This window comes from Roseibium sp. SCP14 (assembly GCF_040329475.1).
Classification (GTDB): domain Bacteria; phylum Pseudomonadota; class Alphaproteobacteria; order Rhizobiales; family Stappiaceae; genus Roseibium.
Genome location: NZ_JBDZYH010000013.1, coordinates 51414 through 65537, shown reverse-complemented (window position 1 = coordinate 65537; position 14124 = coordinate 51414). Strand labels below are relative to the sequence as shown.

Genomic DNA, 14124 nt, shown 5'->3' with positions numbered 1-14124 from the left:
GGTCTTCGCCTGGGGACAGGTTTTCCCGACCCAGGACGAAAAAGGTCACGGTCTCGCAAATGTCCGCCGAAACAGAAAATCCGGCTGCTCCCGGCAAAACATCCCTTGAAGATCTGAAAGCCTCCGAGGCTGTGACGCCATCCAGCAAGGTTGCGCATTTTTCCGCAGAAAACCCTCTGAAGCTGGATTCCGGCATCGAATTGGCGCCATGGCAAATCGCCTATGAAACCTATGGCGTGTTGAATGCCGACAAGACCAACGCCATTGTCATCTGCCACGCACTGACCGGAGACCAGTATGTCGCTTCAACCAATCCAGTAACCGGAAAACCCGGCTGGTGGGGCTTGATGGTCGGTCCCGGCAAGCCGATCGACACCAACCATTACTTCGTGATTTGCGCCAATGTTCTGGGCGGGTGCCTTGGAACCACAGGTCCGGCAACGCTCAACCCGTCAACGGGAACGCCCTATGGCCTTGATCTTCCGGTGATCACCATTCGCGACATGGTTCGCGCGCAGGCACGGCTGGTTGATCATCTGGGCATCGAAACCCTGTTTGCCGTTGTCGGCGGCTCCATGGGCGGCATGCAGGTCCTCCAATGGGCAGCGAGCTATCCCGAACGCGTGTTCGCGGCGGTGCCGATTGCGGCAGCTGCGCGGCATACTTCCCAGAACATTGCCTTTCACGAGGTCGGTCGTCAGGCGATCATGGCAGATCCGAACTGGCGGAGCGGCAACTACATTCAGGAAGGCGTGCGACCGACCAAAGGCCTGGCTGTGGCCAGAATGGCTGCCCATGTCACCTATATGTCCGACGAGTCACTGCACCAGAAATTCGGCCGCAATCTACAGGACCGGGACAACCTGACCTTCGGGTTCGACGCCGATTTCCAGATTGAAAGCTACCTGCGCCACCAGGGCATGACCTTTGTCGACCGGTTCGACGCCAACTCCTATCTCTATGTGACCCGCGCCATGGACTATTTCGACCTGGCGCAGGAATTCGGCGGATCACTGCCGAATGCCTTCAAGGATACTAAAACGCGGTTCTGCGTAATGTCTTTCACCTCGGACTGGCTGTTCCCGACATCCGAGAGCCGCAGCGTGGTCAGGGCGTTGAATGCGGCGGCCGCCAATGTCTCCTTTGTCGAGATCGAAAGCGATCGCGGCCACGACTCCTTCCTGCTGGACGTGCCTGAAATGTTCGAAACCATCCAGGGCTTCATCACAGGGGCAGCACGTGCAAGGAACCTGCCGGCGCCTGGGGAGGAACACTAAGTCATGAACCTTGCGCCCACACAAACGAAACCTGGTGAGGTCCGCGGTGACCACAAGGTCGTTGCCTCTCTGGTTCCACACGGCATTCGCGTTCTGGATATCGGTTCGGCAGACGGTGCCCTGCTTGACCTGCTCGTTCGCGAAAGACAGGCGGATGGACGCGGCATCGAACTCAGCCAGGCCGGTGTGAACCGGTGTGTTGCGCGCGGTCTGTCGGTCATTCAGGGGGACGCGGACAAGGACCTTGCGGATTATCCCGATCAGGCCTTCGACATTGTCATTCTGAGCCAGACCCTGCAGGCTACCCGCCAACCGAAACAGGTGATGAGCGAACTCCTGCGCATCGGCAAGCAGGTTATTGTTTCCATTCCGAATTTTGCCCATTGGCGCAATCGGATGCAGCTGCTGTTCCGGGGACGCATGCCCGTCACCAAGTACCTGCCTTACGAGTGGTACGACACGCCGAACATTCACTTCTGTTCGCTTCGCGATTTTGTCGAACTGTGCCGCGAACTGGATGCCGACGTGGAAAAAGCCATTGCACTCAGCGCACGCGGCAACAAGATCCCGGTCAATGCCCCGTGGTGGGTCTGGAACATCGTTGCCGAACAGGCGGTTTTTCTGCTGAAGCGATAAACGCGCGAACCGTCTTCAAATTCCAAAACCGGCAAAATTGCCGCCATCCACCTGACATCGTTCAGGACCCGGATTTGAGTAGGAGTGGAACCGGCTACGCGAGCTATTGTTCCCCCACTAATCGTCCAATAGAGATCCCATTCGCTCGACACTTGCTGCCCTGACCGGTTTCAATCCGGTGGCCACGCCTTCGGGAATGAACACCGGTCGCAAGGCGCGCAGACGACTGCGTTTTCCGTCGGCCGGCAGGCTTTGATAGACAACCTTTTCCGCCTCGACGATCAGGATGCCTCCGAAAGCCGGCCAGATCCTGCGGCCGATGCCCTCCCAGGTGCGAGCTGCACGCAAAATCGTGCGCGCCTTGGAAGGCGGCATGAAAAGAGCTTCCTTGTCCTCCAGGACATTGAACTGGCAGCTCTTCAGCAACTCCTTCAGCTGTCTGCCCGAGTAAGGGCGGCCATAGCCGAAAGGCGAGAGTTCCGACTGGGCCCAGAGCCCGCGCCGGTTCGGAACCACCGCGATCAACCGCCCCCCTGGCGCCAGCACGCGCCAGGCTTCCTTCAGAACCGCATCGGGATCGGAACAATGATCAAGCGCATGCACCAGCATGATGCGGTCAAAGGAAAGATCGGGAAACGGCAAGGCGGCGTCTTCCACCAGCGCACACGCACTTTCACGTTCTCGCGGCCAGGGGACAGCACCCTGCGGGGCAGGCATTGCCGCGATCGCCCGGTCGATATTGTCGAGATAAGGCCGCATGAATGGTCCGGCATACCCGATCCCCAGGAGCCTTTGCCCCTTCAGATCCGGCCACATGGAGCGGATCGGCGCACCTATCAGGCTTCGCAAGAGCCGTCCGAGTGGCAGATCGTAAAATGCGCGCAGATGGACGACGTCAAGATACATCAAAACTCGCTCGGCGGATGCTGTTGGCAGCGATTGAACAAGGAACTGTGAGAAAGCGCAAGCACTCTTGCCTTGCTCCGGGACCGTCCTTTTGCCACTGTGCGATTCCACAAGTCAATCATTGCGGAGTGCCGAGCCATGGCCTTGAGTGACAGCACCGAGATCCATCAATTCATCTGCCTCGACGACAATTTCGGCGTTCTGGTCCATGACAGGGACAGCGGAACCACAATCGCCTTCGACGTTCCACATGCCGGCGCTTACGAACAGGCGTTGGAAGAAACCGGCTGGAAACTGACCCATATCCTGATCACTCATCACCACTGGGATCACGTTCAGGGCCTTGGAGAGCTGAAGCAGAAAACCGGCGCGACCGTTTATGGTCCTGCCAGATCGGCGCAGAAGATCGCCCAGCTCGACCGGACTGTCGAAGACGGAGATCACATTCTCTGCGGCCCTTACGAAGTGAAAGCCATCTCGACGCCGGGACACACGCTCGATCAGATTTCCTGGTACATCCCGTCCATCAAGATGGCCCACACGGGGGACACGCTGTTTTCACTTGGATGCGGCCGGGTGTTTGAAGGCGACAAGGAGATGATGTGGTCTTCGCTGTCAAAGCTGCTGCGTGAACTGCCCGACGACACAGCCGTTTATTGTGGCCACGAATACACCGAAGCCAATGCCAGGTTTTCGCTGACGATCGAACCGGACAACGCCGATCTGCAGTCCCGGGCACAGGAGGTCTCGAACCTGCGATCGCAAGGCAAGCCGACCCTGCCAACTTCGATGGGTGTGGAGAAGGCGACTAATCCGTTCCTGCGCGCTGCGGAGGCGTCGGTCGCGACCGCGCTCGGAATGGAAGGCAAGTCTGCTGCGGATGTTTTTACCGAGATCAGGACACGCAAAGACAACGCATGAGGTGAAAACTTTGCCGTCCGTTCAGTCCCCAAGGTCGCGGACGGCTTTTCTCCTCCAAAAGGCTTAAATCCCCGGCAATTGCCCCCATATGCAACCTGTTGTGATCATGAAGGGGCAGAAAACATGACACCCGCCAGTACCGAGGCGCTGACCAGCCGAAGCGCGGAGCAGCGTGCGCAGGATGTGGTACACCGCATCCTGACCCAGGCAGAACCGATCCCGATGCAGCATGGCGGCGGCCATAAGCTGGACATGCAGGTTCTTTACCAGGAAGTCGTTGCAGCCTTGAGGGAAACCATCGACGATCTTGCCTTCTGTTCTGACACGAAGTCGTCCTGAACGCTCGAAGGTCCGGATCTTCCGCCAGCACCTGAACCTGAAACATCCGGAACTGAAATGCCGAATTCGACCGAGCTGTCAGCCGAACAAGTCGTTGACCTTCTGAAAATGCAGCCTCATCCCGAAGGCGGCTTCTATGTCGAAACCTTTCGCGACGAGGTGAGCGACGCAAATGGCCGTGCGGCCTCCACGCTGATCTATTTCCTGCTACCGGAAGGTATCCTGTCGCGCTGGCACAAGGTCGATGCGGTCGAAACCTGGCACTGGTATGCCGGCAGCCCGCTGGAGCTTTCAATCAGCGCAGACGGCAAGTCCAAGGAAATTCTCACTCTCGGCAGCAATCTTCTCGCCGGCGAACGCCCGCAGGGCATTGTCCCCCGCGACGGCTGGCAGCAAGCGCAATCCCTCGGCGCCTGGACCCTGGTCGGCTGCACCGTGGCCCCGGGCTTCCAGTTCGAAGGTTTCGAGATGGCACCTGAGGGATGGGAACCGGGCAGCTAACCCCCGTGCACGGTTAATTCGCTCACTTTTATTGTCTTCCTGACCACTCAGAGCGCGAGCCAGGACCGAGACAGCAAGGCCTCCCGGTCAACAAACAGACCGCACGGAGTACTGGATCCCCGCGTTCGCGGGGATGACAACCGCAAGAGTGTCGCCAAGGCCAAGTACGGCGGCAATTCTCCGAGAAACATCCACACTCTCTTTGTCATCCCGGCCAAGCGTAGCGCGAGCCGGGATCCGGTACGCCGTGACCTCTCGGCAAGACAACAAGCCTCATGGGTTACCGGATCCCTTCTTTCGCAGGGATGACAAAAGCAGGAAGTGGAACCGTCAGGCCAGACCGGCAATCGCGCTGGCGAAATCCTTGGCTGAGAACGGCTCCAGATCGGCAACGCCTTCGCCGACGCCGATGAAGTGCACCGGCAGTCCGTGTTTGGCGGAAATGGCGACAAGAATACCGCCACGGGCAGTGCCGTCGAGCTTGGTCATGACCAGACCGGTAACACCCGCCACCTTGCCGAAGATTTCGACCTGGTTGAGCGCGTTCTGCCCGGTTGTCGCGTCCAGTGTCAGAAGAACCGTGTGTGGGGCTTCAGGATCGTGTTTCTTGATGACGCGGATGACCTTTTCCAGTTCATCCATCAGCTCGGCCTTGTTCTGGAGACGACCGGCCGTGTCGATCAAAAGAACGTCGACATCCTTTGCCTGCGCCTCTTTCATCGCATCAAAGGCAAGGCCGGCAGCATCCGCGCCGGTATCGCGGGCAACGACCTCGGCCCCTGTGCGCTCACCCCAGATCTTGAGCTGCTCGACCGCTGCCGCGCGGAACGTGTCGCCCGCTGCCAGCATCACCTTCTTGCCCTCGGAGCGCAGTTTCTGCGACAGCTTGCCGATGGTCGTGGTCTTGCCGGTGCCGTTCACGCCGACCATCAGCACCACATGCGGCTTCTTGCCCATGTCCAGATCGAGCGGCTGCGCGACCGGTTCAAGAACTTTTTCGACTTCCTCGGACAGGATCTCCCGGACCTCTTCCGGCGAAATCTCCTTGTTGTAACGGCCATCGGACAGCCGGTCGGTGATCGCCATGGCCGTATCGACGCCAAGGTCGGCCTGGATCAGAATATCTTCCAGTTCCTCCAGCATGGAGGCGTCCAGCTTGCGCTTGGTGAAGATGGAGCTGATACCTTCGGTCAGCGAGGCGGAAGACCGGGAAAGTCCTTTTTTCAGTCGCTGGAACCAGGAAAGTTTCGGCTCTTCGGCAACCGGAGCTGGAACAGGTTCTGTTTCTGTTTCCGGCTCAGGCTCAGGCTCAACGACCGGCTTTGCTTCAGCAAGAGGCTCCGCTTCGGAGGTTTGTTCCGCCTGGCTTTCTGCCTCAAGTTTCGGTTCCGGATCGGATTCCGGCTCAGGAGCCTGGTCAGTTGTCAGAATGTCTTCCGATTGCAACGGAGCATTTGGAGGCGAAAAATCCGTCACCAGGTTCGGGCTGACGACGGCATCGAGCGTCTGAACCGGCTCGCTCATGGACACGACCGGTTCCACATCCATTTCGGTGGAGACAACTGCTTCGTCGGTCGAGACCTCAGGTTCGACAACCTGCGGCTCCTCTGCAGCAGGGCTTTCAACAACCGTATCGGTTTCGGCCTCGGTCTTTTCTACCGGCTTCTCCTTGCCGCCAAAGAGCCGCCCAAGAAACCCACGCTTTTTCTCGCTCATGAAACCGCCTTAAGAAATCCAGTCTGTTTGCCTCATCCGGTGCGCAACATCATGACGCGCTTTTGCCGGAATGGCTTTGACAACCGTCAGGCCGCCTTGGAAAGGGCCTCGCCCAGAAGATGCCGTCCCGTATGGCCGATAATTTTCGTTTCGACAATCTCTCCGGCCTGCCCTCCGTTCAGTTCAACCTGTGTGAACTGCTCGGTCCGGCCCAGGCCTTCTTTCTCGATCAGGACAGGAGAGACTTTGCCGACTTCACCGGCAAGGTGCTTGACCAACACTTCTTCACCCTTGGCTCTCAGGCGTGCCCCCCGTTCCTTGACGATCGAACGCCCCAGCTGCGGCATGCGTGCCGCGGGCGTTCCAGGGCGCGGAGAAAACGGAAAGACATGCAGATGGGTCAATCCGCATTCATCGACGATCTTCAGGGAGTTCTGGAACATCTCTTCGGTTTCCGTCGGGAACCCGGCGATGATATCCGCCCCGAAAACGACGTCGGGACGCATACGGCGAACCTCGTCGCAGAATTGAATCGTATCGGCACGCAGGTGACGTCGCTTCATCCGCTTCAGGATCATGTCGTCACCAGCCTGCAGGGACAGATGGAAATGCGGCATCAGCCGTTCATCCTCAGCGATCACCCGCATCAGATCCTCATCCGCTTCGATGGAATCGATGGAGGAAAGCCGTAGACGCTTCAAGTCCGGCACCATCTTCAGGATCTTGGCCGTCAAGGTGCCGAGCTTCGGTGCGCCCGGCAGGTCGGCCCCGTAAGAGGTGATGTCGACACCGGTCAGAACGATCTCGTTGTAGCCATTGTCGACCAGGCGCTTGATCTGATCGATCACCACGCCCATCGGCACGGAGCGGGAGTTGCCGCGGCCGTAAGGAATGATGCAGAAAGTACAACGGTGATCGCAGCCGTTCTGGACCTGAACAAACGCGCGGGCCCGTCCGGTGAGGCCGTCGATCAGGTGACCAGCGGTCTCTTCAACGCTCATGATATCGTTGACGCGGACTTTCTCGGTCTCCGAGATGCCAAACGCAACCACATCCTGATAGGACTTGCGCTCCAGCTTTTCAGTATTGCCGAGCACCAGGTCGACTTCGTCCATGGAGGAGAAGGTTTCGGTTTCGGTCTGCGCCGCGCACCCGGTCACGATCACGCGGGCATCCGGATTATCCCGCTTGGCCTTGCGAACCGCCTGACGCGCCTGCCGCACGGCTTCGTTCGTCACCGCACAGGTATTGATCAGGATCGCATCCTTGAGACCCGCGGCTTCCGCCTCGCGCTTCATCACTTCCGACTCATAGGAATTCAGCCGGCAGCCGAATGTTACAACGTCAATGCTCATGAGGCGGATCCTGCCTCCTGCGGCGCATCTCCAGCGGCGGTCCTGCGCCAGTCGAGCGTGTCGATATCGACTTCGCCCTCGAATTCCACTTCCGTGAGACCCGTCATCAGAACATGATTGTCGCGCTCGCGCCATTCGATGCCAATCGGGCCTCCCGGCAGATGGACGGTCGTCTTGCGGCCGGTCTTGCCGTCACGCGCTGCCGCTACGCCGACCGCACAGGCAGCAGTTCCGCAGGCAAGCGTCAGACCGACACCGCGCTCCCAGACCTTTACCCGGATCTGGTCTTCGTCATAGACATGCGCCAGGGAGATGTTGGCGAATTCGGGAAAGATCGGATGACGCTCCAGCAGAGGACCGACCCGTTCCAGTTCATATCCCTCGACATCGTCTACCCAGAAAATGGCGTGCGGGTTGCCCATGTTGACCGCAGCCGGCGTATGCAGGATCGGATCGTCTATCGGACCGATCTGCAGTTCGATGGCGCGGGTATCCGCAAACTCTTCCGCCAGCGGGATCTGATCCCATTCCAGACGCGGCTCACCCATGTCGACCGTCACGGTACGCGGGCCGGCGGCATCAAAAGCATGAAGCAATCCGGCGCTCGTTTCGATCGTCACCAGCTCCTTGCCGGCTTCTTCCATCAGGAGACGGCCGATACACCGAGTGGCGTTGCCACAGGCGGAGACCTCGCCGCCATCCCTGTTGTGAATGCGCATGAATGCATCGACGCCCAGGCCGGAACGTTCAACGGTGATCATCTGATCGAACCCGATCCCGTTTTCCCGATCGCCCAACCTGGCAATTGCTTCGCTGGTCAGACGCAGCGGTTTTTCACGCGCGTCCCACACGACGAAATCATTGCCGAGGCCATTCATCTTCAAAAAGGGTCTGGTTTCAGACGCCATACCGGGAGCACTTCTTTTAGGGTTCAGGGAAACAGATCGACTTTTCGCGATCATTTGCCCCTATATGGCGGATTTCTTGCCAAATTACCAGATGTCTTAAAGACAGAGCACCAAATCCGAAGCAAGCGCTGACTTGTGATGCCGGTTACATCGACGTAATGCCAATCTGACGTAAGGTCATTTCCTGAATTTGACCTTGAAGAGGACTTGTTCGATGCCCGATGTCACCGAGCAGCAAGCTCAACGCCTGATCGCCTTTGCAGTCGAACGTCTTGGACGGCAGGAAGGAAACGGTCAATGCTGGACCTTGGTCAATAATGGCTTTGCCAGCGTTGGTTTTCACAAGCCCTCATCGACCTATCGTTGGGGCCGTGTGGTTGATCAACTGGCGAACGCCCGCCCGGGAGACGTCTTTCAGTTTTCCAACTTTCGCGTCAGTGTTCGCGTCGACAACGACGAAGGTTGGCAGGAAGAGACCCTGTCCCGGGGAGATCCGAGGCATACGGCGATCCTGGAAAGCATCGATGCAAATGGCCGGGCGACATTTCTGGAAAGCAATGTCGACGGCAGCTTCAACGTTCAGCGACATCGGTTCTATGTCCGCACGGCCGATCTGGACGATGGCAACGGCGAACGCACCACCGTCCGTGTCAGCGGGTCCTTCACCATTTACCGTCCGCAAGCGGAAGAGGAGTAGACGCCAGCACCTCTGCTAATATGGCGGCAATATTCAGATATGGATCTGCATCACCGCGCCGGGACGGATTTTGGCGAGCAGCAGGCGCATGTGCTCCGGTGCGACGGCAACACAGCCTTCAGTCGGACGGTAGTCTTCCCGCGCGATGTGAAAGAAGATTGCACTCCCCCGGCCTTTCACCGCCGGATACATGTTGCAGTCAAGTACGACGACGATGTCGTAGAGCCGGTCTTGCCGCCACATCCTCTCATGCCCTGACGCAAACGGCAGCCGGACCGGCCGGTTGTACAGCCGATGCCGGGGGTCATCACACCAACCCGACACTGGAGTGAGCGGTTCGAGAGGCAATGACGTTGCCGGTGGCAGGCCCTTGTCCGGCCGATAATAGACCTGCAACAGCTCAAAGCGGCCCGACGGTGTGCCGCTGTCGCCTTCTTTCTTGCGCGCGAGAATGCCGGACCTTCCCAGAGCACACGGAACCGTGATCTGTCCGAAACGCAGATTTCCCTTGGTTCTGTCACGCGTCAGCGCGCGAACTTCAAGGATATCCGCCGGTTTTTGCAATTGTGTCATCACGGGTATTTATTGACCTTAACGCAAAAAAGAAAACTTTGATAAACCAGCCTTAAACCCCGCGTGAAGAAGAATTGACGAACCATGGCTTGTATGGCGAGAATTTCCCACGCACATAGAGGCAGGAACACGCATGTGTAGATTGCACAAGTTGGCGTGATCAATTTGAGACTTTTGGCGAGGACCAGGACCATGACCGCCCGCACGATTTTGATAGTCGATGATGATAACGAACTGCGCGAAGCGCTGGTTGAACAGCTCTCTCTTTATGACGAGTTCGAAACCATCCAGGCAGATTCAGCAACTTCCGGCATTGGCCTCGCCAAGGACGAACATGTCGATCTGCTTCTGATGGATGTCGGCCTTCCGGATATCGACGGACGCGAAGCGGTCAAACTCCTGCGCAAGAATGGGTTCAAGGCACCGATCATAATGCTGACCGGCCATGATGGCGACAGCGACACGATCCTTGGTCTGGAAGCGGGCGCAAACGACTACGTCACAAAGCCTTTCAAGTTTGCGGTTCTCCTTGCCCGGGTTCGCGCCCACCTTCGCCAGCACGAGCAAAGCGAAGACGCGACATTCGCCATCGGGCGCTATTCGTTCCGCCCGGCCGCCAAGGTCATGCAGGACGATGCGGGTTCCAAGGTTCGTCTTACGGAAAAAGAGACCTCGATCCTCAAGTTCCTGTATCGCGCCGGCGAAAAGCCTGTCACTCGCGACGTGCTCCTGCATGAAGTCTGGGGATATAATTCGGGCGTTACAACCCACACGCTCGAGACCCACATCTACCGACTGCGTCAAAAAATCGAGCGCGATCCGTCCAATGCGGAGCTTCTGGTCACAGAAGCCGGTGGATATAAGCTTGTGCCCTAACGGGTAATCAGCGTAAATCTTGGGCATGAGCCTTGCCCAAGACATAGAGATTCTCAAACGAATCCCCCTGCTATCGGACTTTCAGGACGATCAGCTGCGGCTGCTCGCCTTCAGCGCCGAAAGCATGGACTACAATGGCGGTCAGCGCCTGTTCGATCAGGACGAGCGCGCTGACGGCGGTCTGGTCATCACCAACGGCACGGTCAGCCTGCAGACGAGAGGCAAGGATGGGTTCGAGGAAGTCGACAAGGTCGGCGAAGGAACTCTCCTGGGTGAGACCGCACTGCTTGCGGAAAGCAGGCGCCCTTGCCGGGCAGAAGCCGTCGGCCCGGTACGCATCATCCGCATCCGGCGTGCCCTTTTCAAACGCATGATCCAGGAATATCCCGAACTTGCCCGCCGCCTGTTCGAGCAGCACGCGAGCCGCTATCAGCAAACGATTGCCGCATTGCGGCCAATTGGCGAGAAAATGGCCGAGCTGCAACAGGTTAATGCCGAGCGGCACTCGAAGAACGATTCAGAATAACGCCGTCCGGCTTGCCTGCTATTTGCCGCAGGAATCGATCCCTCCAAGATGGTGCTTCACTGTTGTTGCGTGAATTCATGAGATCTTGCGGCGGCCCCAGAATATCTTCGACCATACGAACTCATGCAGTATGTAAAAAAAGAAACCTGTAATAGAACTCACAATCGCAATACCGCTACTTACCGATACTGAACTGGTAAAAATGCAGCCGATGAGTGTCATTGAAACCACTCCAGAAAGCTGCCACGTAACAGACTTTAGTACCAATCGACGTTTTTCTTCCATTTTCTTCCGCACCGCAATCTATCTATCTGATTACAATAGCAAAAGAGGAACATGTTGAGGATCATGTATTTTGACTACAAAAATCCAGAATGTTGATTTTATCTAATTCATGTGAATTTTATCAACAAATTATACAAACGAAAGACATCAATAGATGCCCCTGGAGGCCGCAAATTGACGGGTCTGGCTTGCAGCGATTCGACTGAATCCGTTCCCGGGTTGCCTATAAGATTGACCGGACACCGGCCCTCACAGCAAAAAACCCGGTGCGATCGCACCGGGTTTCTGTTTTTCTGACCTGAACTCCGGGCCTCAGACCCAGGGACGGCTCTTGCCGATTTCACCTTCGAATGAATCGATCTTTTCCGACTTCGCCATGGTCAGGCCGATGTCATCGAGGCCATTGATCAGGCAATGCTTGCGGAAGTGGTCGATCTTGAAGGCGATGTCACCGCTCTCCAGGCCCTGGATCTCCTGGCTTTCCAGATCGATCGTCAGAGTGAAGTTGGACCCCCGCTCGGCAGCGTGCAGCAGGGTTTCCAGCTCGTCTTCAGACACTTCGATCGGCAGAATGCCGTTCTTGAAGCAGTTGTTGTAGAAGATGTCGGCGAAGGATGTGGAGATCACGCAGCGAATGCCGAAGTCGTGCAACGCCCATGGAGCATGCTCACGAGAGGAACCGCAGCCGAAGTTGTCGCCGGCAATGATGATCTTTGCATCGCGATAGGCGGCTTTGTTCAGAACAAAGTCCACGTTTTCGGAACCATCGTCATTGGTGCGCATTTCATAAAACAACGCGCTTCCGAGACCGGTGCGCTTGATCGTTTTCAGAAACTGCTTCGGAATGATCATGTCCGTGTCGATGTTCACGATCGGCATTGGCGCCGCGACACCGGTCAGGGTTTCAAATTTTTCCATTACTTCCTCTCCTGAATGGTCACGTCCGGTGGATCACCTCAAGCCGCCAGGCTTGTGGTCTGATCGACACCGAGCATCAGATTAAGATTCTGGACGGCGGCACCCGAAGCGCCCTTGCCCAGATTGTCATAGACCGCAATGATCGCCGCCTGTGCACGCGCATCATTGGCAAAAACATGCAGGCGCAGGCGATTGGTATCATTCAGCGCCTGTGGGTTGAGATCGCCGGAGCGTTCGATAGCTTCCAGGGGCGCAACCTCGACGAAGCCGTCGGCAGCACCCGCAAAATGGTCAGCAATGGCGTTGTGAAGCTGCTCGCCTGTCGGAACCTTTTCCAGCTTGGAAAGGTTCAGTGGCACAACCGTCAGCATGCCTTTGTAGTAGTTGCCCACGGTCGGTGTGAACAGCGGCGCAGCCTCCAGCAGAGCGTATTCGCTCATTTCCGGCAGGTGCTTGTGATTGAATCCAAGCGCGTAGGGCGCACAGACATTCGCTGCGGCGCCTTGCCCTTCATAGTCCGCGATCATGCCCTTGCCGCCGCCGGAGTAACCCGACACGCCATGAAAATTGACGGCGAGATCGGACGGCACCAACTCTGCGGCGACGAGCGGACGCATCGCGGCGATGAGACCTTGCGGCCAGCACCCCGGATTGGTGACCCGCATGGCGGCTGCAATGATGTCGCTCTGATCGACATCCATCTCGGCAAAGCCATATGCCCAGCCTTCGGTAACCCTATGGGCGCTGGAAGCATCGATCACTCGCGTGGTGTCGTTCTCGATCAGCGCTACGCTTTCCTTCGCTGCCGCGTCCGGCAGGCACAAGATGGCAATGTCCGCCTTGTTGAGATAATCGGCCCTGGCCGACGGGTCCTTACGGCTCTCGTCCGGAATGGAGATAAGCTCAAGATCGCGGCGCATGGCGAGGCGCTCGCGGATCTGCAATCCCGTTGTGCCAGCTTCGCCATCAATGAATACGCGCGCAACCATCGCCCGCTCCTCTCCTCTTTTACGCTTCAGCGAGTGAATGAAATCGGATGCGTCATACACCCAATTCCATCACTTGTCACCGCCGCACAGCACGACGAGAGCTCAACGGGCTCTTGAGTGATACTCATCATTGGGGCGCATGTCGCTCGCTGCCGCGACCCTGTTGGACATGTTGAAGAACGCCGCAACGGAAGAAATGTCCCAGATATCACGATCGCTGAACCCGGTGTCGCGAAGAGTCTGCCGGTCCTCTTCGACGATTTCCGCGGGTTTCTCCGTCAGCTTCACAGCAAAATCGAGCATGGCCCGCTGCCGCTCGCTGAGATCCGCGACGCGGTAGTTCATCACCATAAGTTCCCCAAGAACCGGATCGCCGGAAAGCTCGCGGACCGCGGCGCCATGGGCCGTCAGGCAGTAAAAACAGCGGTTGACGGCGGAGACCACCACGGCGATCATTTCACGCTCAAGCTTGGAGAGACCGCAATCCCCCAGCATGAGGTCGTTGTACATGTCGGTGAAAGCACGCAGCTTCGTTTCATCAAAGGCGTAGGCCTTGAGCACATTGGGCACCAAACCCAGCTTTTCCTCGCACAAATCGAAATAGGCCTGCGTTTTTTCACTTAATGTTTCAATTGAATCGATTTGCAAGGCTGTGACTTTACTTGACAATTTGGTCCTCCCGTCATGAAAACTTCTAGGGT

The 14124-nt window shown here is 57.5% G+C and carries 17 protein-coding genes; 8 read left to right on the top strand and 9 right to left on the bottom strand.

Translation table 11 applies throughout. The annotated features are described in order from the left end of the window. Nucleotides 1-59: 59 nt before the first annotated feature. Together metX and metW are read left to right on the top strand one after the other, a co-directional pair. A complete protein-coding gene (gene metX / locus ABLQ08_RS30540) occupies nt 60-1277 on the top strand; it encodes a homoserine O-acetyltransferase MetX (protein ID WP_352950418.1) in 1218 nt (405 codons plus the stop codon). Between the two features lie 3 nt (nt 1278-1280). Continuing rightward, on the top strand, nt 1281-1913 hold the full coding sequence (gene metW, locus ABLQ08_RS30535) for a methionine biosynthesis protein MetW (RefSeq protein ID WP_352950416.1): 633 nt from the start codon (nt 1281-1283) through the stop codon (nt 1911-1913). A gap of 117 nt (nt 1914-2030) precedes the next feature. Here metW and ABLQ08_RS30530 read toward each other — a convergent pair whose 3' ends face one another. Beyond that, nucleotides 2031-2819, bottom strand: coding sequence for a class I SAM-dependent methyltransferase (locus ABLQ08_RS30530; protein ID WP_352950414.1), 789 nt, complete (start codon nt 2817-2819; stop codon nt 2031-2033). Nucleotides 2820-2957: 138 nt separating this feature from the next. On the opposite strand from ABLQ08_RS30530, the gene gloB reads away from it, so the two are divergent. From gloB to ABLQ08_RS30515, 3 genes are all read left to right on the top strand, one after another. Next, entirely contained in the window at nt 2958-3740 is a 783-nt protein-coding gene (gloB, locus tag ABLQ08_RS30525) for a hydroxyacylglutathione hydrolase (RefSeq protein WP_352950412.1), read from the top strand. Nucleotides 3741-3863: 123 nt separating this feature from the next. Beyond that, nucleotides 3864-4079, top strand: coding sequence for a hypothetical protein (locus tag ABLQ08_RS30520; RefSeq protein WP_352950410.1), 216 nt, complete (start codon nt 3864-3866; stop codon nt 4077-4079). A 57-nt stretch (nt 4080-4136) separates the two neighbouring features. Beyond that, nucleotides 4137-4580 carry a cupin domain-containing protein gene (locus ABLQ08_RS30515; RefSeq protein WP_352950409.1) on the top strand — a complete coding sequence of 148 codons (444 nt, stop codon included), beginning with the start codon at nt 4137-4139 and terminating at the stop codon, nt 4578-4580. A gap of 330 nt (nt 4581-4910) precedes the next feature. Here the strand turns inward: ABLQ08_RS30515 and ftsY are convergent, their stop codons facing one another. From ftsY to dapF, 3 genes are all read right to left on the bottom strand, one after another. Beyond that, nucleotides 4911-6296: a signal recognition particle-docking protein FtsY gene (gene ftsY / locus ABLQ08_RS30510; protein WP_352950407.1), complete on the bottom strand. Its 1386-nt coding sequence runs from the start codon at nt 6294-6296 to the stop codon at nt 4911-4913. 86 nt (nt 6297-6382) lie between these two features. Continuing rightward, the gene (gene mtaB / locus ABLQ08_RS30505) at nt 6383-7651 is read right to left on the bottom strand and encodes a tRNA (N(6)-L-threonylcarbamoyladenosine(37)-C(2))-methylthiotransferase MtaB (protein ID WP_352950405.1); all 1269 of its coding nucleotides are present in this window, start codon (nt 7649-7651) and stop codon (nt 6383-6385) included. Then, nucleotides 7648-8559 carry a diaminopimelate epimerase gene (gene dapF, locus ABLQ08_RS30500; RefSeq protein ID WP_352950404.1) on the bottom strand — a complete coding sequence of 304 codons (912 nt, stop codon included), beginning with the start codon at nt 8557-8559 and terminating at the stop codon, nt 7648-7650. Before dapF ends, mtaB begins: the two co-directional genes overlap by 4 nt. A 214-nt stretch (nt 8560-8773) precedes the next feature. Here dapF and ABLQ08_RS30495 point away from each other — a divergent pair, with 214 nt between their 5' ends. After that, the gene (locus tag ABLQ08_RS30495; protein WP_352950402.1) at nt 8774-9256 is read left to right on the top strand and encodes a hypothetical protein; all 483 of its coding nucleotides are present in this window, start codon (nt 8774-8776) and stop codon (nt 9254-9256) included. Nucleotides 9257-9289: 33 nt separating this feature from the next. Here the strand turns inward: ABLQ08_RS30495 and ABLQ08_RS30490 are convergent, their stop codons facing one another. Then, the gene (locus ABLQ08_RS30490) at nt 9290-9829 is read right to left on the bottom strand and encodes a L,D-transpeptidase family protein (protein ID WP_352950400.1); all 540 of its coding nucleotides are present in this window, start codon (nt 9827-9829) and stop codon (nt 9290-9292) included. 192 nt (nt 9830-10021) lie between these two features. Here ABLQ08_RS30490 and ABLQ08_RS30485 point away from each other — a divergent pair, with 192 nt between their 5' ends. Next, complete coding sequence (locus tag ABLQ08_RS30485; protein WP_352950398.1) at nt 10022-10705, top strand: response regulator transcription factor; 684 nt, start codon at nt 10022-10024, stop codon at nt 10703-10705. 25 nt (nt 10706-10730) lie between these two features. Further along, on the top strand, nt 10731-11231 hold the full coding sequence (locus tag ABLQ08_RS30480) for a Crp/Fnr family transcriptional regulator (RefSeq protein WP_352950396.1): 501 nt from the start codon (nt 10731-10733) through the stop codon (nt 11229-11231). A gap of 75 nt (nt 11232-11306) precedes the next feature. On the opposite strand, the gene ABLQ08_RS30475 is transcribed toward ABLQ08_RS30480, so the two are convergent. The 4 genes from ABLQ08_RS30475 to ABLQ08_RS30460 form a co-directional block, all read right to left on the bottom strand. Next, nucleotides 11307-11516 carry a DUF2061 domain-containing protein gene (locus ABLQ08_RS30475; RefSeq protein ID WP_352950394.1) on the bottom strand — a complete coding sequence of 70 codons (210 nt, stop codon included), beginning with the start codon at nt 11514-11516 and terminating at the stop codon, nt 11307-11309. A gap of 312 nt (nt 11517-11828) precedes the next feature. Further along, complete coding sequence (leuD, locus tag ABLQ08_RS30470) at nt 11829-12434, bottom strand: 3-isopropylmalate dehydratase small subunit (protein WP_352950393.1); 606 nt, start codon at nt 12432-12434, stop codon at nt 11829-11831. A gap of 38 nt (nt 12435-12472) precedes the next feature. After that, nucleotides 12473-13423, bottom strand: coding sequence for an N-acetyl-gamma-glutamyl-phosphate reductase (gene argC, locus ABLQ08_RS30465; protein WP_352950391.1), 951 nt, complete (start codon nt 13421-13423; stop codon nt 12473-12475). A 102-nt stretch (nt 13424-13525) separates the two neighbouring features. Then, nucleotides 13526-14092 (bottom strand): peroxidase-related enzyme, encoded by a 567-nt coding sequence (locus tag ABLQ08_RS30460; RefSeq protein ID WP_352950389.1) that lies wholly within the window; start codon nt 14090-14092, stop codon nt 13526-13528. Nucleotides 14093-14124 lie beyond the last annotated feature (32 nt).

What these genes read in the sequence shown, in the direction of transcription:
- ftsY (WP_352950407.1), bottom strand. Translation starts at nt 6,296, where the DNA reads ATGAGCGAGAAAAAGCGTGGGTTTCTTGGGCGGCTCTTTGGCGGCAAG.
- ABLQ08_RS30490 (WP_352950400.1), bottom strand. Translation starts at nt 9,829, where the DNA reads ATGACACAATTGCAAAAACCGGCGGATATCCTTGAAGTTCGCGCGCTG.
- argC (WP_352950391.1), bottom strand. Translation starts at nt 13,423, where the DNA reads ATGGTTGCGCGCGTATTCATTGATGGCGAAGCTGGCACAACGGGATTG.
- metW (WP_352950416.1), top strand. Translation starts at nt 1,281, where the DNA reads ATGAACCTTGCGCCCACACAAACGAAACCTGGTGAGGTCCGCGGTGAC.
- gloB (WP_352950412.1), top strand. Translation starts at nt 2,958, where the DNA reads ATGGCCTTGAGTGACAGCACCGAGATCCATCAATTCATCTGCCTCGAC.
- ABLQ08_RS30485 (WP_352950398.1), top strand. Translation starts at nt 10,022, where the DNA reads ATGACCGCCCGCACGATTTTGATAGTCGATGATGATAACGAACTGCGC.
- ABLQ08_RS30530 (WP_352950414.1), bottom strand. Translation starts at nt 2,819, where the DNA reads ATGTATCTTGACGTCGTCCATCTGCGCGCATTTTACGATCTGCCACTC.
- ABLQ08_RS30480 (WP_352950396.1), top strand. Translation starts at nt 10,731, where the DNA reads ATGAGCCTTGCCCAAGACATAGAGATTCTCAAACGAATCCCCCTGCTA.
- mtaB (WP_352950405.1), bottom strand. Translation starts at nt 7,651, where the DNA reads ATGAGCATTGACGTTGTAACATTCGGCTGCCGGCTGAATTCCTATGAG.
- ABLQ08_RS30520 (WP_352950410.1), top strand. Translation starts at nt 3,864, where the DNA reads ATGACACCCGCCAGTACCGAGGCGCTGACCAGCCGAAGCGCGGAGCAG.
- metX (WP_352950418.1), top strand. Translation starts at nt 60, where the DNA reads ATGTCCGCCGAAACAGAAAATCCGGCTGCTCCCGGCAAAACATCCCTT.
- leuD (WP_352950393.1), bottom strand. Translation starts at nt 12,434, where the DNA reads ATGGAAAAATTTGAAACCCTGACCGGTGTCGCGGCGCCAATGCCGATC.
- ABLQ08_RS30495 (WP_352950402.1), top strand. Translation starts at nt 8,774, where the DNA reads ATGCCCGATGTCACCGAGCAGCAAGCTCAACGCCTGATCGCCTTTGCA.
- dapF (WP_352950404.1), bottom strand. Translation starts at nt 8,559, where the DNA reads ATGGCGTCTGAAACCAGACCCTTTTTGAAGATGAATGGCCTCGGCAAT.
- ABLQ08_RS30475 (WP_352950394.1), bottom strand. Translation starts at nt 11,516, where the DNA reads ATGGAAGAAAAACGTCGATTGGTACTAAAGTCTGTTACGTGGCAGCTT.
- ABLQ08_RS30515 (WP_352950409.1), top strand. Translation starts at nt 4,137, where the DNA reads ATGCCGAATTCGACCGAGCTGTCAGCCGAACAAGTCGTTGACCTTCTG.